Source organism: Microbacterium sp. STRO-2N, from assembly GCF_057747775.1.
Genome location: NZ_CM173223.1, coordinates 2561958 through 2580649 on the forward strand (window position 1 = coordinate 2561958; position 18692 = coordinate 2580649).

Annotated in this window: 16 protein-coding genes; 4 read left to right on the forward strand and 12 right to left on the reverse strand. The window is 70.5% G+C overall.

All coding sequences use genetic code 11. The annotated features are described in order from the left end of the window. Nucleotides 1–149: 149 nt before the first annotated feature. Nucleotides 150–1034 (reverse strand): glucose-1-phosphate thymidylyltransferase RfbA, encoded by an 885-nt coding sequence (gene rfbA / locus AC3ANN_RS12015; protein ID WP_488337630.1) that lies wholly within the window; start codon nt 1032–1034, stop codon nt 150–152. A 71-nt stretch (nt 1035–1105) separates the two neighbouring features. Here rfbA and rfbB point away from each other — a divergent pair, with 71 nt between their 5' ends. Together rfbB and AC3ANN_RS12025 are read left to right on the forward strand one after the other, a co-directional pair. After that, a complete protein-coding gene (rfbB, locus tag AC3ANN_RS12020) occupies nt 1106–2104 on the forward strand; it encodes a dTDP-glucose 4,6-dehydratase (protein ID WP_488337631.1) in 999 nt (332 codons plus the stop codon). Then, nucleotides 2104–3516, forward strand: coding sequence for a sugar nucleotide-binding protein (locus AC3ANN_RS12025; protein WP_488337632.1), 1413 nt, complete (start codon nt 2104–2106; stop codon nt 3514–3516). Before rfbB ends, AC3ANN_RS12025 begins: the two co-directional genes overlap by 1 nt. 60 nt (nt 3517–3576) lie before the next feature. Here the strand turns inward: AC3ANN_RS12025 and AC3ANN_RS12030 are convergent, their stop codons facing one another. From AC3ANN_RS12030 to AC3ANN_RS12060, 7 genes are all read right to left on the reverse strand, one after another. Further along, nucleotides 3577–6111 carry a hypothetical protein gene (locus tag AC3ANN_RS12030; protein ID WP_488337633.1) on the reverse strand — a complete coding sequence of 845 codons (2535 nt, stop codon included), beginning with the start codon at nt 6109–6111 and terminating at the stop codon, nt 3577–3579. Nucleotides 6112–6192: 81 nt separating this feature from the next. Next, on the reverse strand, nt 6193–7323 hold the full coding sequence (locus AC3ANN_RS12035; protein WP_488337634.1) for a glycosyltransferase: 1131 nt from the start codon (nt 7321–7323) through the stop codon (nt 6193–6195). Nucleotides 7324–7326: 3 nt separating this feature from the next. Then, on the reverse strand, nt 7327–8802 hold the full coding sequence (locus AC3ANN_RS12040; protein ID WP_488337635.1) for an LCP family protein: 1476 nt from the start codon (nt 8800–8802) through the stop codon (nt 7327–7329). Then, a complete protein-coding gene (gene purE, locus AC3ANN_RS12045) occupies nt 8799–9266 on the reverse strand; it encodes a 5-(carboxyamino)imidazole ribonucleotide mutase (protein WP_488340831.1) in 468 nt (155 codons plus the stop codon). Before purE ends, AC3ANN_RS12040 begins: the two co-directional genes overlap by 4 nt. Before the next feature lie 123 nt (nt 9267–9389). Continuing rightward, nucleotides 9390–10526, reverse strand: a complete 1137-nt coding sequence (locus tag AC3ANN_RS12050) for a 5-(carboxyamino)imidazole ribonucleotide synthase (RefSeq protein WP_488337636.1) — start codon at nt 10524–10526, stop codon at nt 9390–9392. 63 nt (nt 10527–10589) lie between these two features. Further along, nucleotides 10590–11168: a PH domain-containing protein gene (locus tag AC3ANN_RS12055; RefSeq protein ID WP_488337637.1), complete on the reverse strand. Its 579-nt coding sequence runs from the start codon at nt 11166–11168 to the stop codon at nt 10590–10592. Nucleotides 11169–11242: 74 nt separating this feature from the next. Beyond that, nucleotides 11243–12040, reverse strand: coding sequence for a biotin--[acetyl-CoA-carboxylase] ligase (locus AC3ANN_RS12060; RefSeq protein ID WP_488337638.1), 798 nt, complete (start codon nt 12038–12040; stop codon nt 11243–11245). Between the two features lie 131 nt (nt 12041–12171). On the opposite strand from AC3ANN_RS12060, the gene AC3ANN_RS12065 reads away from it, so the two are divergent. Together AC3ANN_RS12065 and AC3ANN_RS12070 are read left to right on the forward strand one after the other, a co-directional pair. Further along, the gene (locus AC3ANN_RS12065) at nt 12172–13779 is read left to right on the forward strand and encodes an acyl-CoA carboxylase subunit beta (protein ID WP_488337639.1); all 1608 of its coding nucleotides are present in this window, start codon (nt 12172–12174) and stop codon (nt 13777–13779) included. Next, nucleotides 13776–14006 carry an acyl-CoA carboxylase epsilon subunit gene (locus tag AC3ANN_RS12070; RefSeq protein WP_488337640.1) on the forward strand — a complete coding sequence of 77 codons (231 nt, stop codon included), beginning with the start codon at nt 13776–13778 and terminating at the stop codon, nt 14004–14006. Before AC3ANN_RS12065 ends, AC3ANN_RS12070 begins: the two co-directional genes overlap by 4 nt. Before the next feature lie 301 nt (nt 14007–14307). On the opposite strand, the gene AC3ANN_RS12075 is transcribed toward AC3ANN_RS12070, so the two are convergent. From AC3ANN_RS12075 to AC3ANN_RS12090, 4 genes are read right to left on the reverse strand one after another with little or no spacing between them, the layout of a single operon-like run. Further along, complete coding sequence (locus AC3ANN_RS12075) at nt 14308–15363, reverse strand: hypothetical protein (RefSeq protein WP_488337641.1); 1056 nt, start codon at nt 15361–15363, stop codon at nt 14308–14310. Further along, entirely contained in the window at nt 15360–16604 is a 1245-nt protein-coding gene (locus AC3ANN_RS12080; protein ID WP_488337642.1) for a sensor histidine kinase, read from the reverse strand. Before AC3ANN_RS12080 ends, AC3ANN_RS12075 begins: the two co-directional genes overlap by 4 nt. After that, the gene (locus tag AC3ANN_RS12085) at nt 16594–17271 is read right to left on the reverse strand and encodes a response regulator (RefSeq protein WP_488337643.1); all 678 of its coding nucleotides are present in this window, start codon (nt 17269–17271) and stop codon (nt 16594–16596) included. The genes AC3ANN_RS12080 and AC3ANN_RS12085 overlap by 11 nt, the downstream gene beginning before the upstream one ends. A 20-nt stretch (nt 17272–17291) precedes the next feature. Continuing rightward, complete coding sequence (locus AC3ANN_RS12090; protein ID WP_488340832.1) at nt 17292–18677, reverse strand: class I SAM-dependent RNA methyltransferase; 1386 nt, start codon at nt 18675–18677, stop codon at nt 17292–17294. Nucleotides 18678–18692: the final 15 nt, after the last annotated feature.

Sequence of the window (18692 nt, forward strand, 5' to 3'; positions counted from 1 at the left end):
ATACACCACAAGCCGACGACCACCCACAGGAAAAACCCCCGGTGCCGCCACCGATCGGAGGGTGATTGCGTCTGTCATGCCTGCGTATCTCTCCACCATCGATCGCTGCCCGGCGGCGCGATGGAACGTCGTCGCCGCCGTGGTCGATCTTAGACCGCGGGCTGGTTGGATCCCTGGGCGAGTGCCTTGAGCAGGTACGCACCGTAGCCGCTCTTGACGAGCGGCTCCGCGCGTCGGCGCAGCTCGTCGTCCGTCAGGAATCCCATGCGCCAGGCCACCTCCTCTGGGCAGCCGATAGAGAGTCCCTGACGCTTCTCCACCGTGCGGATGAAGTCGGTCGCCTCGCTCAGCGAGTCGAAGGTGCCGGTGTCGAGCCAGGCGGTTCCGCGTGGCAGCAGCTCGACCCGCAGATCCCCCCGGCTGAGGTACGCCTTGTTGACATCCGTGATCTCGAGCTCTCCGCGCGGCGATGGCTCGAGGCTCTTCGCGATCTCGACGACGTCGTTGTCATAGAAGTAGAGCCCGGGAACCGCGTAGTTGCTCTTCGGAGCGGTCGGCTTCTCCTCCAGCGACACGACGTTCCCGGCGGCGTCGAACTCGACGACGCCGTAGGCAGTCGGGTCGTCGACCCAGTAGCCGAACACGACCCCGCCGGAGAGGTCGGTGTACTGGCGCAGGCGCGTGCCCATGCCCTGGCCGTAGAAGATGTTGTCACCCAGGACGAGAGCGGCGGAGTCGCTGCCGAGGTGCTCCTCGCCGAGGATGAACGCCTGTGCGAGGCCGTCCGGCGACGGCTGAGTCTTGTAGGTGATCGAGACGCCGAACCGGCCGCCGTCGCCGAGCAGACGCTGGAACTGGTCCGAGTCCTGGGGAGTCGTGATGACGAGGATGTCGCGGATTCCCGCGAGGATGAGCGTCGAGAGCGGGTAGTAGATCATCGGCTTGTCGTAGACCGGCACGAGCTGCTTGGAGATTCCGAGGGTGATCGGGTGCAAGCGCGAGCCCGTGCCGCCTGCCAGGATGATGCCACGCATGGCTCTAGTCTCGGGCATGGGGCGAAGAGCGCCAAACCTGGGCGGAGAGCCCCGGCCGGTATCCTGGAACGATGCGCAGACTCCTGGTCACTGGCGGTGCCGGCTTCATCGGCTCGAACTTCGTCCACCACGTCCTCGAGCACACCGACGACCACGTCACGGTCCTCGACAAGCTGACATACGCCGGCAACGTCGCTTCCTTGGACGGGCTGCCCACCGACCGCTTCACGTTCGTCCAGGGCGACATCGCGGACGCCACCCTCGTCGACGAACTCTTCTCACGCGTGGATGCCGTCGTGCACTACGCCGCCGAATCCCACAACGACAACTCGCTCCACGATCCGCGGCCGTTCCTCGACACGAACATCATCGGCACATACACGCTGCTCGAAGCTGCTCGCAAGCACGACCGCCGCTTCCACCACATCTCCACCGACGAGGTCTACGGCGATCTCGAACTCGACGACCCGGCGCGGTTCACCGAGCAGACCCCCTACAACCCCTCCTCTCCGTACTCGTCGACCAAGGCGGGCAGCGACCTGCTCGTGCGGGCATGGGTGCGCTCCTTCGGGGTCAAGGCGACGATCTCGAACTGCTCGAACAACTACGGCCCCTACCAGCACGTCGAGAAGTTCATCCCGCGGCAGATCACGAACGTGATCCGCGGCATCCGTCCGAAGCTCTACGGCGCGGGCGAGAACGTGCGCGACTGGATCCACGCCGACGACCACTCATCGGCCGTGCTGACGATCCTCGAGCGCGGTGAGCTCGGCGAGACGTACCTCATCGGTGCCGACGGGGAGAAGAGCAACAAAGAGGTCGTGGAGCTCATCCTCGAGCTGATGGGCGAGCCGCGGGACGCGTACGACCACGTCACCGATCGCGCCGGCCACGACCTGCGTTACGCGATCGATTCGACCAAGCTGCGGGACGAGCTGGCCTGGCAGCCGGCGTACGGCGACTTCGAGGCCGGCCTCGCCGCGACGATCGAGTGGTACCGCGATCACGAGGACTGGTGGGCGCCCGCGAAGGACGGCGTCGAGGCGTTCTACGCCTCGAAGGGTCAGTGATGACCGACTTCGGGAAGGCCCTCGCCCGCACCGAGACCAACATCCCGGGCCTCGTCGTGTTCGACCTGCCGGTGCACGGGGACTCGCGCGGGTGGTTCAAGGAGAACTGGCAGCGGGAGAAGATGATCGCGCTGGGTCTGCCCGACTTCGGGCCGGTCCAGAACAACGTCTCGTTCAACGATGCCGTCGGAACGACGCGCGGGATCCACGCGGAGCCGTGGGACAAGTGGGTCTCCATCGCCACCGGACGCATCTTCGGGGCGTGGGTGGACCTGCGCGAGGGTCCCACGTTCGGCGAGGTGTTCACGACGGAGCTGGATCCCTCGCGGGCCATCTTCGTCCCGCGCGGGGTGGGCAACTCCTACCAGACGCTCGAGGCCGACACCGCCTACACGTACCTCGTCAACGACCACTGGTCGCCGGACGCGTCCTACAGCTTCCTCAACCTCGCCGACGAGACCGCCGCGATCGCATGGCCCATCCCCCTCGGCGACGTCGAGATCTCCGCCAAGGACCGGGAGCACCCCCGCCTCGCCGACGTCACGCCCATCCGCCCCAAGAAGATCCTGGTAGTCGGTGCCGCGGGCCAGCTCGGCCTGGCCCTGCGCGAGACGTTCGCCGACTTCGGGCCCGTGGAGTTCGCCACCCGCGCCGATCTCGACGTGACCGATCCTGACCTCGCGGACGCGCGCCGCTGGCGCGACTACGGGGTCATCGTCAACGCCTCGGCGTACACCGCCGTCGACACCGCCGAGACTTCGGAGGGGCGTCGGCAGGCGTGGGCTGCCAACGTGACCGGAGTCGCCGCACTCGCCCGGGTCGCGGGCGCGAACGGCATCACACTGGTGCACGTGTCGAGCGACTACGTCTTCGACGGCGCGCTGGACCGCCCCTACCGGGAGGACGACCCGGTGTGCCCGCTCGGCGTCTACGGGCAGACGAAGGCCGCCGGCGACGCGATCGTCTCGGGCGCACCTCGCCACTACATCGTCCGCACCTCGTGGGTGATCGGCGAGGGCCGCAACTTCGTCCGCACGATGGCGGGCCTCGCCGAGCGGGGCGTGGACCCTCGCGTCGTCGACGATCAGGTGGGACGGCTCACCTTCACCCCCGACATCGCGCGCGGCATCCGTCATCTCCTCGAGGCGGAAGCGCCCTACGGCGTCTACAACCTCACCGGCGGCGGCCGGTCGATGTCGTGGGCCGACATCGCTCGCCGCGTGTTCGAACTGACTGGGCACGACCCGGCGCGCATCACCGGGGTGACGACCGACGAGTACTTCGCGGGTGCCGAGGCGCCGGTGGCGCCGCGGCCGCGCAACAGTGTGCTCGACTTGGCGAAGATCGAGGCCACCGGCTTCCGGCCGGTCGACCACGTGGCTTCGCTCGAGGCTTACCTCAGCGGCGACTGAACAGCATCGACGTGCTCGCGCGGCGAGGCCGCGCGAGCACGCTCCGGCTGATGTGCGAGATCAGGGCACCACGACATCCCGGCATCCCAGGAAGCTGTGCCCTCCAGCGCCGGTGTTGATGGCGTAGACGCAGACGGTGCTCTTGCCCGACGGCATCGCGACGAACTCCGAGAAGCCGTGGTCGTTGCCGAGTCGGTACACAGCACCTACGTCGGCCCTCGGCTTGTTGGCCGTGTACTCGGCTCCGGCGGGACCGACGTAGATGTGCACCTTGATGGATGCCGTGGTGTCGGGGTCGAGTGCCCAGCCCGAGACGGTCGCGCCGCCGGCGCCGGCCGTCACGCCCTCGAAGTTTCCGAGCGGCGCGCGACCGCGATCGGGCGCTGACCCCGCAACAGTCGCCGTCCTGCATCCGAGGAAGGCGTGGCCCCCCGCTCCGTTGTTGATCGCGTACGCGCAGACCTGCGACGTACCCGCCTGCAGCGTGAGATTCTCTGCGAAGCCGTGGTTCGGCCCTGCGGACGGGTAGATCTTGCCCACGTCGGTGCGCGGCTTGTCCGCGGTGTACTCCGCGCCGGACGCGCCGACATACAGATGGATCTTGATCGGTGCCGACGTGTCGGGATCGATGGCCCAGCCCGAGGCCGTCGCGACATTGCCGCTCACCGTGAGGGCCTCGAAGTTCCCGAACGGGGCTCGACCGAGATCAGGCGTGTTCGACGCGACCGTGGCGGTCCTGCACCCGAGGAAGGCATGCCCGCCTGCACCGTTGTTGATCGCATAGGCGCAGACCTGCGTCTTGCCGACGGGCAACGTCAGCTTCTCGGAGAACCCATGATCGACTCCGAGCCCGGGGTAGTGCGCGGCGAGGTCACCACGCGGCTTGTTCGCGATGTACTCGGTGCCGGCCGCGCCGACGTACAGATGGACCTTGATCGGCGACATCGTGTCGGGATCGATCGCCCAACCCGATGCGGTCGCTGTGTTGCCGCTGACGACGAGCGCCTCGAAGTTGCCGAACGGCGCCCTTCCGAGGTCGACCGAACCGGGCACCGTCACCGTCTGACAGCCGAGCGGCGTGGTGCCGCCGGGTCCGAAGTTGATGGCATACGCGCAGACCGAGTGCGCGCCCGGCGACGCCTTGAGCCTCGCGCTGAATCCGTGCTTCGTCCCGTAGGCCGGATACTTGCTCGCCAGCGTCGGTCGGTCACGGTCGGCGTTGAGCGCCGTCCCCACCGAATCCACATATACGTGGACCGAGGTGGGTTTGGTCGTGTCAGGATCGATCGCCCATCCGCTCACGTCGACGGCACCGTCCGAGACCTTGACTGCGTCGAGCTTTCCGAGCGGGGGGCCGCTCATGGCCTCGACCTTGGTGCATTTCAGCAGCGTGTTCCCACCCGGGCCGACGTTGATGCCGTAGACGCATACGTCGGTCGGTCCAGCGCCCACTGCGGGCACCCGGACATCGAAGCCATGTCTGCTGCCCACCGCCGGGTAGGCGGCGCCCACGTCGCCGCGCTCGAGGTCGGCGACGAACGCCTTTCCCTGGGGTCCGGCGTACACATGGATCGCGATGGGTGCGGTGCTGTCCAGATCGGCGGCCCATCCCGCGACACGGAATTCGCCTGGCGCGGCCGCCACCAGTTCCACGTTCCCGAACGGGTTGTTGTACGACTGAGTCGAACCGAACCAGTCCGTGAAGAACTGGTAGAAGTTCCGGTTGCCGTAAGACGCGCACGGATCACTCGACTCCGCGTAGCCCGCGCGAAGAGCGGCAGCGTTCGGCTGGTACGGAGTGTAGTAGTACAGGCTCGCGGTGGCTTGGTTCTGGATATGGACCGGCGCAGAACCACAGCTCGCGTTCGGATGCCACTGGATGTTCCAGGTGCGACCTGGCGCGTACCAGGTGAAGTACTGGCTCGTTCCCGGCGGGTTGCCGTAGCGCTTGAGCTGCCAGACGCCACCGTAGATCTGATTGAACAACCCGTGGTAGCGGGCGTCACACGGTCCGGTATCCGGGCACGCCTGCCCCATCGCTGCACGGTAGTGGCCGGCCGACGGCGCGCTCCGCAGGACCAGGCCTTGCTCCTTCTGCAGCATCACGAGGATGACTTGCGGATTGATGCCGCATGCTTGAGCGACCTTGTAGATGATGGTCGAGGCGCGCTCGCGCATTCCACCCGGGTAGGCCGCACACATGGGGTCCGCCGCGATAGCCCGCGACGTGTCGTAGTAGTCCTTGAGGCAGGTGTAGCCGGCAGCGCACCTCGGCATCTTCGCCTCGAGGAACTGCTGGATCTGCGCCTCGGTCATGGTGTTCCGGTCGAAGAACTTGGCGTCGCTGATGATGTTTCCGGGCTGGAACTGCGACAGATCCGCAGTCTTGACCTGCGGGCCCGCGGCGACGACGCCGGATGAGGCGCTCGAGGTGGCGACCTGGCCAGTCGCAGGCTGCTGCACCGCCGTCGACGGCGTCGAGGCCTGCGCTGTCGGGGCGAGCAAGAGCCCACCGACGAGCGTCAACGCCGCCGCGAAAATTCCGATTCGACGCCTCGCGGACACGCGCGGACCCCCCTGCTCACCTGCAGCCACACGCCCAGTGTGACCCACATGCTGTGAGTTCGCAGGGAGCCTCGCCGTTCGCTACCGAATTGGTCCGACCAACTTCACAGCTCACAGCTCCGCGTGGAGCATCCACACCTTGTCGGCGGCCTCGCTCCACGAGAACGCCCGTCCTCGATCGCCCGCCAGGATCCCCCACCGCTCGGCGGCCGCGGTCGATGCCAGGGCCTCCCCGAGCGCCGCGCCCATTCCCGCCGCCAGGTCCGCGACATCCCCGGCTCGCACGAGCACTCCCCCGTCGAGCACGATCTCGTCGTGCACCGCCGACGCCGCGGCCACGACCGGCACACCGAGCGTCAGCGCATCGACGACTCGCCACGGGAACGCGGCCCGCCGCGACGGTGCGACGAACGCCACCGCCCCGCCGAACACCGCGGCGCGATCAGCGGCCTCCAGCACGCCGCGCACGTGCATCCGCCGCTCCGGCAGGCCTGCGGCCGACGCGAGCTCGACGACCGCGGGCTCGTGACCCTCTTCGACATCGATCACCACGACAGGCAGGTCGACACCGGATGCCGCGACCGCCGCGAGTCCGGCATCCAGTCCTTCCGAGACCAGCGGCCCGCCCGCGATCAGCACGAAGCCCTCGGGCAGGTCGAGTGCTCGCCGCCGCCCCACGTCGTCCGACGGGACGGAGAATCCGAGCGGCGATGCGCCGGCGATCACGCGCAGCCGGTCCTCGAGCGGCGGGGCGATCTCCGCGACCCGCACGGCGAGCGAGTGCGTCGGCACGACCACCGCATCCGCGTGCTTGACCGCGCGCTTCAGCATCGCCTTGTGCCATCCGACGACCGACCGCGGCAGTTCGGCCGGCGACTCCCACGGACGCAGGTCCCACACCGTCACGACGGTCTGGTCATGGTCGTGGATGCGGTCGTGGCGCACGAGCGGGGCGAACAGCGTCGGCGAGTGGATCATGCCGCCGCCGATGCCGGTGCCCACTCCCAGCTGCAACGCGGCCCCCAGCTCGCGTCGCTGCAGCGCGGTGCGCCGCGCGCCGGCCAGGCCCGCGATCGAGTGCAGCGCCGCGTCGTCGCCACCGGCCGGCGCGATCGCCTCGACCTCGCATCCGCTCGGCGCGCCGAGCACGAGAGCACGCGTGAGCTCACGCGATGCCTCGGCGAGCTCCTGCTCCACCGGGCTGACGACCTGGTCGAGCATGACGCGCAGCGTGGCGACCACGCGTCAGCCCTCCGGGGTGCCGGTCGGCGTCGGCGGGTGCAGAGTGGTCTGGATCAGCTCCTGGATGTACGCGTAGTCCGGGGCGTACTCGTCGATGCCGCCCTCGGGCGTCAGCTCGATCGGGGTGACCGGCTGCTCCTTGGCCTTCACCGCCAGCTCGGCGAGGAACGGCACGAGCGACTGCGGCAGGTCGGTCTTCACGAGGGCGGTTCCCGCGGTCGCGATCTCCTGGAAGCGGGTGAGCACGACCTGCGGCGTGAACTGCGCGAGGATCGCCTGCTGCAGCTGCCGCTGGCGCTTCATGCGGTCGAAGTCGTCGGTGGTGTAGCGCGAGCGCGCGTACCACTGCGCGGTGTCGCCGTCCATGCGCTGCGTCCCCGGCTCGATCCAGCCGATCGCCCATTCCTCGGCGGGCTGCCCCTGGTAGGCGGGGCCGCCGCCCTTCGGCAGACGCTGCTCGACGGTGATCTCGACCCCGCCGAGCGCATCGACGAGCGCCGCGAAGCCGTGCATGTCGATGAACACGTAGTACGGGATCTCGATCCCCAGAATGCCCTCGGCAGCGTCCTTGGTCGCCTCGATCGCGGGCTCCGACCCGTTGGCGACGGCATCCGGGTACAGCGCGTTCCCGTCCTGGCACACCTCCACCTCGGTGCGCAGCTGGTTGATGCCGCTCCCCCAGCCGCAGTTCGGGTCGCTGTGGCTCTCGTGCCCGTTCGGGTACTTGTCCTGCATCGGACCTTCCGCGAACGGGAAGTTCGGCATGTCGCGAGGGATGCCGGTGATCGTGGTCGCCCCCGTCTCGGCGTTGACCGAGACCACCGAGATGCTGTCGAACCGCATGGAGTCGCGGCCCTCGCCGCTGTCGGCGCCGAGCAGCAGGATGTTGTAGTAGCCGTCGGACGGCTGCACGACCGGCCCGGTGGCCTGGAAGATCGCGCCGAGCGTGTCGCGGACGGATCCGGCGACGTTGGAGGCGTACAGCGCGCTCCCGGTCGAGACGACGGTCAGCAGGATCGCGAGCAGGGCGATGCCGAAGCGCGACCACGTGCCGGTCTTCACCAGGCGCACCAGCCGCAGGGTGTCGATCGTGAGCACGACCCACAGCACGCCGTACACGAGCAGCAGTCCCTGCGCGATCAGCAGCGGCAGCGGTCGCAGCAGGGCGAGGAAGTCGGGCAGCCACGCGCCGGTGATGATGCTGAGCCCGGCGGTGGGCGCGAGCAGCGCGAACAGCACCGTCACGATGAGCAGAGTCCACAGCAGGAGTGTCGAGGCGATGCCGATACGTCCGAGCCGCCGGTTCCCCGCGAGCACCTGAGCCGACCCGGGCACGAGGAAGTTGAGCACGACCAGCCACCAGCCGCGCTTGGTCATGACGGCACGGGACGAGGCATCCGGATTGCGGATCGGCCGTTCCTCGACGACGCGGGGATCCGCGCCTCGGACGCTCGTGCGCGGCGGGCTCATGACGCTCACAGCGACTCCTTGAGCCGCCGGTTCTTCTCCTCGACCTGGCGCTCCAGCTCACGCGCATACGCCTCGACGCGCTCGGCGACGGCGGGATCGGCGGCGCCGAGGATGCGCGCCGCGAGGAGGCCGGCGTTCTTCGCGCCGTTGATCGAGACCGTGGCCACGGGGATGCCCGCGGGCATCTGCACGATGCTCAGCAGTGAGTCCATGCCGTCGAGGGTCGACAGCTGCACGGGAACGCCGATCACCGGAAGCGCGGTGACGGATGCCAGCATGCCGGGCAGATGCGCCGCGCCCCCGGCGCCGGCGATGATCGCCCGGAGCCCTCGGCCGCGGGCCTCACGCCCGTATCGCATGAGCTTGTCGGGCGTGCGGTGCGCGGAGACGACCTCGACCTCGTGGGGGATGCCGAAGTCGGTGAGCGCCTGGGAGGCGTCGCTCATCACGCGCCAGTCCGAGTCGGAACCCATGACCACGCCGATCAGCGGCGTCTCGGAGGAGTGCAGCGGCCCAGAGCCCGCGGTGGACACAGTCACCCGTCAAGGCTAGGGGTCGAGGCTGGAAGAACCCCGCAACGGCGCGGCCCCTGCGCGTCAATCCCCGAAGAAGGATGCCGCGGCCCGCGCCTGGTAGGCCACCTCGTCGAGGTCGTGCCCGGTGACGTTCACGTGCCCGACCTTGCGGCCGGGCCGCGGAGCCTTGCCGTAGGTGTGGACCTTGGCCGACGGGTGCTCGGTCATGGCGGCGGCGAACCTCTCCTCGAGCGAGCCCTCCGCGGGCCCGCCGAGGATGTTGACCATCACGGACCACTCGGCCACGGGGTCGGCGTCGCCGAGCGGCAGGTCGAGGACGGCCCGCAGATGCTGCTCGAACTGGCTCGTGATCGCGCCGTCCTGGCTCCAGTGCCCGCTGTTGTGCGGGCGCATCGCGAGCTCGTTCACCAGCAGCCGTTCGTCGGTGGTCTCGAACAGCTCGACGGCGAGCATGCCGGTGACGCCGAGCCCCTCCGCGATTCCGACGCCGATCGTCGAGGCGACGCGCTGCAGCCGCTCGCCGGCGTGCGGGGCCGGGGCGATGACCTCCGCGCAGACACCGCCGCGCTGCACGGTCTCGACGACGGGATACGCGCGCACCGCGCCCGATGGGCGCCGGGCGACCTGCTGCGCGAGCTCGCGCGAGAAGTCGACGAGCTCCTCGGCGAGGAGCGCACCGCCGCGGGCGTCCTCAGCGAGGGCTGCGAACCAGTCGTCCGCCTCGACCCCCGCCGAGACGACGCGTACGCCCTTGCCGTCGTAGCCGCCGCGCGGCGTCTTCACGACGGCGCGCCCGCCGTGGTCGTCGATGAAGGCCTGCAGCTCCTCCGCGTTCGACACGGCGGCCCAGTCGGGCTGCGGCATCCCGAGCTCCTGCAGGCGGGCGCGCATGAGCAGCTTGTCCTGGGCGAACCTCAGCGCGTCGGGGCCAGGGTGCACGGCGACGCCGGCGTCGACGAGCGCGACAAGCACCTCCTGCGGCACGTGCTCGTGGTCGAACGTGATCACGTCGACGTCGCGTGCGAACGCGAGCACGGTGTCGGCGTCGCGATAGTCGCCCACCGCGGTGGCCGCGAGGGATGCCGACATCCCCTGCTCCTCGGCCAGCACCCGCAGCTCGATCCCGAGCTCGACCGCCGGCGCGATCATCATGCGGGCCAGCTGCCCGCCACCGACGACTCCGACTCGCAGCGCCATGCCGCTCCTTTCAGGACTGTCCTCCCCCATCATCCCGCACGAGCGGAGCGGGGGCCGAACCCGTCACTGTGCGGCCGGAGCGGGCGGCACGGGCGGAGGCGGCCCCGGCGGCAGCGGCTGCGCGTCACGGTGAGCGAGGATCTGGTTCACCTCGACCTGATCGACGAGCGCCTCGTGCACCAGCTCGACGCTCGGGATGTTCGCGAGCCGGAGCGGCTCGTCGACGCCGTTCGAGAGCGTGATGGTCCCCGCGCCCCACATCCGCTGCAGGATGCCGCGACGCACCTGCAGGCGATACCCGCGCACGTGCGTGAGCTCGCGGCGCTTGACGCCGAGGAGTCCTCGGCGCTCCAGCACGCGGCGAGTGGTGATGGTGTAGATGTGCGCCCACCACGCGAGGAACGGCAGCAGCACGAGCAGCAGCACGACGCCGCCCGCGGCGGCCAGCAGCATCCAGTTCTCGAACGGCGCCGGCAGGTTGCCGTAGAAGTAGCCGCACGCGCCCGCGACGGCGACGAGCACGAGCGCCGACCACGTGAGGCGTCGTGCGTGTCCGCGGAACCGCGCGACGAGCAGCTCGGGCGTCGGCGCGCCGGGCGCAGGCGTGAGCGGCCTGCCGCCATAGCTCGTCGGCTGCGTCATGCCTCTATTGTGCGGTGCGACGCCGACACCGCCGCGGCCACCCGCCGTATGGCGTCATGTCGGGAGCCACGCGGTCAGCGCACGTGGACGACGTCTCCGGCCGACACGACGCTCTCGAACTCGGAGTCCTGCTCGACGACGAGCCGTCCCTGCGGATCGATCCGCTGGGCGCGGCCGCGGAGCGTCTCGCCGTCTGGAAGCGAGACCGCGACGTCGCTGCCGAGCGTGCTGCACAGCGATCCCACGTCGGGCAGGACGCCCGAGGCGGCGGCGTCGCCGCCCGCCGCGGTCAGGGCCGACAGCTGCTGGTCGAGGGCGAGGAGGTAATCGGCGACCAGGCGGTCCTCGTCGCACGTGAGCCCGACCGCCTCGAACGACGTGGCGGTCTCGACCGGAAGGTCGGCGCGCGGCATGCGGGTGTTGACGCCAGAGCCGATGACGACGGCGTCGGGATGTCCCGGCACGACCTCCGCGAGGATCCCGCACACCTTGCCGGCGTCGAGGAGCACGTCGTTGGGCCACTTCAGCGACGCGAAGTGCGCCGTGCCCGCGAGCTGCGCGCGCACGGCGCGCGTCATCGCCGCTCCGGCGATGAGCGGGATCCACCCGCGCGATGCCACCGGAAGACCCGGGACGCGCACCACCACCGACACGGCGAGCGCGGTGCCCGGGGGCGTGACCCACGATCTGTCGAGCCTCCCCCTTCCCGCGCGCTGGTCGGTCGTCAGCAGCAGAGACAGATGCGGCCATTCGTGCGGCGCGTCGACCACGTGCCGCACGACGTCGGCGTTCGTCGAGTCCGTCGTCTCGACGACCTGCACGCGCGGGCTCACGGCTGCGGTGAGGGGGTATCCCTCCGAAGCGATCGTCATGGACCTCACGCTACCCGCGGGCAGCGGGCGCGGCATCCGTCCCGGTCGAACGTTCAGGAACGAGGACCGACAGCGGATGCCGGGACCCCTTGTGCGAACCCTCCAACGGATGCCGCGAGCCCGCCGATAGGGTGGAATCCGTGACTCAGCCGTCAGACCTCCCCGACCTGTCGACGACCGCCGGCAAGATCGCCGATCTCCGCGCCCGCTATCAGGAGGCCGTCCTCGACGCCGAGGCGGTCGCCCAGGAGAAGCAGCACGCGAAGGGCAAGGGCACGGCGCGCGAGCGCATCGAGCTCCTGGTCGACCCGGGCAGCTTCGTGGAGCTCGACGAGTACGTGCGCCACCGCACCACCGCGTTCGGGATGGACCGGTCGCGTCCGTACGGCGACTCGGTCGTGACCGGCGTCGGCACGATCCACGGGCGCACCGTGGCGGTGTACGCGCAGGACTTCTCGACGTTCGGGGGATCGCTCGGCGAGGTCGCCGGCGACAAGATCATCAAGGTCATGGAGTTCGCCCTGCGCAGCGGCATCCCCATCGTGGGAATGCTCGATTCGGGTGGCGCGCGCATCCAGGAGGGCGTGGTCGCGCTCGGCAAGTACGGCGAGATCTTCCGCCTCAACACGGCAGCGTCCGGCGTCATCCCGCAGATCTCGATCATCATGGGACCCGCGGCCGGAGGCGCGGTGTACTCCCCCGCGCTCACCGACTTCGTCGTGATGGTCGACAAGACCAGCCAGATGTTCGTCACCGGCCCCGACGTCATCAAGACCGTCACCGGCGAGGACGTCGGCATGGAGGAGCTCGGCGGCGCGCACACGCACAACACCCGCTCGGGCGTCGCGCACTACCTCGCCGAAGACGAAGACGACGCGATCGACTACGTGCGCACCATGCTCGGGTTCCTGCCCGACAACAACATGGCCGAGCTGCCGGTCTACGAGACCGGGTTCGAGTTCGAGACGACGGATGCCGACCGCGCGCTGAACACGATCATCCCCGACTCGCCCAACCAGCCGTACGACATCCACCAGGTGATCCGCGGGATCGTGGATGCCGAGGACTTCCTCGAGGTGCAGCCGCTGTTCGCGCCGAACATCGTGATCGGGTTCGGTCGCATCGAGGGCCGCTCGGTCGGCATCATCGCGAACCAGCCCTCGCAGATGGCCGGCACCCTGAACATCGAGGCCGGCGAGAAGGCCAGCCGCTTCGTGCGGTTCTGCGACGCGTTCTCGATCCCGATCGTGACGCTCGTCGACGTGCCGGGGTACCTGCCCGGCACCGACCAGGAGTGGACCGGCGTCATCCGGCGCGGTGCGAAGCTCCTGTACGCGTACGCGGAGGCCACCGTCCCGCTGGTCACCGTGATCCTGCGCAAGGCCTACGGCGGTGCGTACATCGTGATGGGGTCGAAGCAGCTCGGCGCCGACATCAACCTCGCGTGGCCGACCGCCGAGATCGCCGTGATGGGCGGCCAGGGCGCGGTCAACATCCTCTACCGCGGCGAGATCAAGCGCGCCGAGGAGGCCGGCGAGGACGTCGCCGCCGTGCGCACGCGCCTGGCCAACGAGTACACCTACAACGTGGCCTCGCCGTTCCTCGCCGCCGAGCGCGGCGAGCTGGACGGCATCATCGAGCCGGCGCAGACCCGCGTCTCGATCGCGAAGGCGCTGCGGGCGCTGCGCGGCAAGCGCGCCACGCTGCCGCCGAAGAAGCACGGGAACATCCCACTGTGAGCGCCGCGGACGAGGCCACCCGCGAGGCCGTCACGATCGACGTCCGCCGCGGCACGCCGACCGAGGCGGAGCTCGCGGCGCTCATCGCGGTCGTGAGCGAGGCGTACGCGACGGAAGCCGCCGAGGCCGTGGCGGATGACGCGCCGCGACGCACCGCATGGGAACTGTCGCAGCGCGCGCTGCGCGAGCCGCTGCGGCGCGACCTCGGCTGGGGCCGATTCGGATGATGCCCGGATACGGAGTCGCGGGCTCGCGCCGCGGCATCCGTTTGTCCCCCGAAATACCTACAGACGGGCCACTTGCGCCCCGCGCATACTGGAACAGCTGGAACGCTTCTGCGTTCGGTCGATCCGGCCTCCGCAGCGCGGACGCCACGGATTCGACCACGCGGACGGTTTTCGGGTAACCGTCCGCTAGGCGAGGGGCGGGCGGCTTCGCCGCCCCTCGCCTCCTCCGATTCCGCTCCCCGTTCGGCTTCCCTCCCCCTGCTGAGCGGGGGGCGAGTTCGTCTCGAGAGCCGTGGCGCGCTCAGGACCGGTTCGGGTGCGGGATCTCGCGCCACAGGTCGACCGCGTCCTCGTCACTGGGAGCGCCGACCGACGGCGATCGCCCGACGACCGTCACCGCGATGCGCTCGTCGGGCGACGTGCGGATGTAGAGCCGATCCGAGCTCGCCGACCGCAGCGTCTCGGCCAGCTGGGCGCGGATGATCTGCAGGGTCTCTTCGTCGACGTCGTCCAGGCCGCCCTCGTCGAGCACCGTCACGTTGGCGCCGCGCCGGCGCGCGCGCTCGAGCTCGGCGCGGACGTCGTCGTCGAGCAGGCGCGGACCGCGCATCTCGTCACGCAGCGTACCTTCGGCCAGGCGAGCCTCCAGCCGGTCGTCGTCCGTGAGCTCCCCGGAGTGTGCGACGGTGCGGGTGAGCACGGGTCCGGCGACGGCGAGCGCCTTCTGCACCTGTACGCGACGCTCACGCTGGCGCACCACCTGCGAGGTCTGCCACGCGGATGCCGCGCGCTGAAGGCGAGCCAGCCGCGAGGTGTCGCGCGCGGCGCGATCCACCAGCTTCACGACGAGCTGTGCGACCACGAGCCACACCAGCGAGCCGACGAGGCCGAGCTGCAGCGCCGGGACCGCGCCCATCCACGCCATCGAGGCGAGTCCGAGCAGAGCGAGGCCCGCCCACGCCGTCCACGGCCGTCCGCGCACCAGGACGATCACCATGAGGGCGCCGATGCCTCCGATGTACCACGTCCCGAACGAGTCCAGGCGCGCTGCGGGGCCGACCGCCCACGAGATCGCGGTGGGAACGAGGACGGCGCACGCGAGCGCGAGCGCCTGCGCGAAGGCGGGCAGGCGGAAGGAGCGCCGCGGCGGACCGCCGCCGTCGACATCCCGCGGCCGTGCGGCGTCGCCTACCGGCCACCAGAAGATGCACAGCCACGTGACGACGAGGTACAGCGCGAGCGCCGCGACGATGACGAGGGGTTGATCGACGGGCTCGGTCCACCACAGCCCGCGGGCGGCGAGGTAGGCCGTGAACGCGACGGCGAGCACGGTCAGGACCCGCTGGACGCTGATCACGAGGCCGGCTCCCGCCACGTGAGACGCACGGTCGTGCCGCGGTGGCCCGTCTCGAGGTCCGCGGTGCCCCCGACGGCCGCGACGCGCGCGATGATCGACGCGCGGATGCCGAGGCGATCGTCGGGGATCGCTTCGAGGTCGAACCCCTCGCCGGCATCGTGCACCTCGACGCGCACGCGGCCGTCGCGGGCGACCACCGCGATGCCGAGTCCGGCGCCGCCCGCGTGCTGCAGCGCGTTCGCGACGGCCTGCGTGGCCGCCAACACGAGCGCGCGGACGACTCGGCCTGGGATCGGCGAACTGTCGGCAGCGATCTCGCGGTGCACGTCGACGTCGGCGCCGAGCTCGGCCGCGGCGGCTTCGATGTCGCCGGCGAGCCCGGCCGCGTCACGTGGGTCGTCGGTGCCTTCATGCGAATCCTGCTCGGTGTTCGCCAGCCGTGTCAGCGCCTCGCGCGCCATCGCGGCCGCGAGCGTCCGTTCGCGGGGCGTCGTCGCGCGCTCCGCGGCGATCAGCGCCGCGAGCACGCTGTCGTGCATGAGGGCGGCGACCGCGACCCGCTCCTGCTCCGCGGCATCGGCCGCGGCGGCCTGCGCGTACGACGACACGGCGCGCGCGCGCGTCTCGTCGACGTTCGCGGCGACCGACCGCAGCATCCAGCCGAGCGTCAGGAGGACGCCGCCGAGGATGAGCGCGAACGACACGTCCAGGCCGACGGCGATCCAGAAGTCGGCGGCGAATCCGCCCTGGACGAGCCGCACGAAGTAGAACAGCAGCGGCGCGAGGATCATCCACGCGATCTGCAGCGGGAACGGGAACGCCAGCACGGCTGCGAGCGTGGCGAGGTTCACCAGGTACCAGATCCACGGCTCGTCGAGCGTCTCGGGAGTGACGCCGGCGGTCGCGATCGGCCACGCCGCGAGCGCCAGGACGTACACCAGGGCGAAGACGCCGGAGGCGACGCGCACCGCACGCCCGATGGCGCAGGCGAGCAGCATGATGGCGAGGCTTCCGAAGACCGCGACCATGAGCGGGACGCGCCACTCGGGGCGCTCTTGCGTGGATCCGAGCGCGGCGATCAGCGCCTGCGTGCCGATGATGACCGACCCGGACGCCGCGGCGATCGAGATGATCCGCTCGACGCGGGACCGGGTGAACGAGCCGATCCCCGCGGTGGCTTCCCGCGAGCGCGGAATCTGCGCCCACGCGGTGTCCAGCACCGTCGGGCCGTCAGCCGCCACGCGCGACGTCCCCCGCGTCCGACGCGGATTCGGCGAGCAGTCCGTCTTCCATGGCACGCCGGAGCAGGTCGACCTTGGTGGGTGCCGGGCGCCCGACCTCGACGTATTTCACGCGCACCCGTGTGATGTTCTCCTTGGCCGTCGAGTATGCGACGCCGAGCCGCTCGGCGACGACCTTGAGCGGGAGCCCTGCGGCATAGAGCCGCAGCACTTCGCGTTCCCGCGCCGAGAGCTGCGCGTCGGCGAACTCGCGGTCGCCCTCGACGGCGCTCGCCCATTCGACGTTGTTGAGGGGCTCGCCGCTGGCGACCGTGCGCACCGCCGCGATGACGTCGTCGATCGGCGATGACTTGCTGACGACGCCCGCCGCACCGGCCGCGAGCGCCTCCCGCACGGCGGCCGGCCGGTCGGCGACGCTGTGGATGATCACGCTCGACCCGTCGAGCACCAGGCGCCGCACGTTCTCGGTGACGGTGGTGCCGTCGCCGAGTGTCAGGTCGAGCACGACCACGTCGGCCGGGGCGGCGCCCGCGGACGCGCGCCACTTCACGTACTCGGTGACCGTGTTCCCCGAGAACACGACCTCCATCGTGCGTGCGCGCGCACACGCGGCCTCCAGCCCGAGCCGCACGGACTCGTGGTCGTCGATGAGAGCCACGCGCGTCATGCCGTCAGCCTAGCCGCGAGTCAGGCCCGCGTCAGGGTGGCGACGGCCTCGACGTGGTGCGAGTTGGGGAAGAGGTCGACGGCGTCGATCCGCGCGGGCTCGTAGCCCGACGCGCGGAAGGTGCCGATGTCGCGTGCGAGGGCGACCGGGTCGCACGCGACATAGACCACGGTCGCCGGAGCGAGCCGTGCGATGTGCTCGACGACCTCGCGTCCGGCGCCCGAGCGGGGTGGGTCGAGCAGCACCACACCACGCGAGAGCCGCTCGCGTTCGGTGGTGGATGCCTCGGCCGCGAGCCGCGCGAGCCACCGGTCGACCCGCCCGGTCTCGGCGCGGGCGCCTACCCACTCGGCGAGGTTCTCACCGGCGTGCTCCGTCGCCCGCGCGTCGGACTCGACGCTCGTGACACGCGTGGACGGGCCGCCGAGCTCGCCCAGAGTCGCCGCGAAGAGGCCGACGCCGCCGTAGAGGTCGAGGTGCCACGCATCGGGGTCGATCCACAGTCCGCCGTCGCGCCGGATCGGTCCATCCGCGCGAAGTCCGCGCAATCCGGCCTTGACCGCTTCGGTGAGCGAATGCGCGGCGAGCCGGTGAACCTGCCAGAACCCGCCGGCGTCCACACGGAACTCGCGGCGGCCGACCCGCTCGATCACCACCTCGCGTGCCGGGTTCTTCTTGTCGACGACAGCGCGGGGCGACGGATGCCGCTTCCCCCGCGCACCGGCGGTCCGCGGGGTTCGCTCCGGCCTCGGCACGACGCGCACACGACCGTCGGCGGGCTGCACCAGGTCGATGCGGCCGGGAGCGTGGGTTCCGTTCGGCAGCGCGAGGGCCGCGCGTTCGATCTGCTCGGTCGCCAGCGGCAGGTCGTCGACCTGGACCACCCGGTGGCTGCGGGCGGCGTACGGTCCGATGCGCCCGTCGGCGTCGACGTGCAGGCTCACACGAGTCCGCCATCCGGTCCCGTCGGGCGTCTCTTCGTCGAGCACTCGCGCCAGTGCGTCGTCGGCATCCCCGAGCACGGGAAGCGCGTCGGTCATCCCCACGGCGAGACGGGTGACTCCGCCGAACCGCTCCAGCGCCTCGACGAGCACCCGGAGCTTCAGCTCTCGCTGGTGGTCGAGCTGGATGTGACCGAAGTCGGCGCCGCCGGGACGGTTCTCGGGTGCGACGTCGACGTCGGCCTGCCGCCACACGTGCGGCCGCCGGTGCTCGGAGGCCTCGAGCACGTCGAGCACCTCGCCGCGCCAGAAGGACTTCTTCGCGGTGTCCGTGAGACGCACCCGCACGCGCTCGCCCGGGAGGGTGTCGGGCACGAACACCACTCGGCCCTCGTGCCGACCCACGAACACGCCGCCGTGCGCGACGCCCGTGATCTCGAGATCGATGATGTCGCCGGAATTCACCATCCGACGAGCCTA

Excerpts from the sequence above, each read along its gene's own strand:
- rfbB (WP_488337631.1), top strand. The coding sequence starts at position 1,106 with ATGCGCAGACTCCTGGTCACTGGCGGTGCCGGCTTCATCGGCTCGAAC.
- AC3ANN_RS12055 (WP_488337637.1), bottom strand. The coding sequence starts at position 11,168 with ATGACGCAGCCGACGAGCTATGGCGGCAGGCCGCTCACGCCTGCGCCC.
- AC3ANN_RS12060 (WP_488337638.1), bottom strand. The coding sequence starts at position 12,040 with ATGACGATCGCTTCGGAGGGATACCCCCTCACCGCAGCCGTGAGCCCG.
- purE (WP_488340831.1), bottom strand. The coding sequence starts at position 9,266 with ATGGGTTCCGACTCGGACTGGCGCGTGATGAGCGACGCCTCCCAGGCG.
- AC3ANN_RS12050 (WP_488337636.1), bottom strand. The coding sequence starts at position 10,526 with ATGGCGCTGCGAGTCGGAGTCGTCGGTGGCGGGCAGCTGGCCCGCATG.
- rfbA (WP_488337630.1), bottom strand. The coding sequence starts at position 1,034 with ATGCGTGGCATCATCCTGGCAGGCGGCACGGGCTCGCGCTTGCACCCG.
- AC3ANN_RS12085 (WP_488337643.1), bottom strand. The coding sequence starts at position 17,271 with ATGACGCGCGTGGCTCTCATCGACGACCACGAGTCCGTGCGGCTCGGG.
- AC3ANN_RS12025 (WP_488337632.1), top strand. The coding sequence starts at position 2,104 with ATGACCGACTTCGGGAAGGCCCTCGCCCGCACCGAGACCAACATCCCG.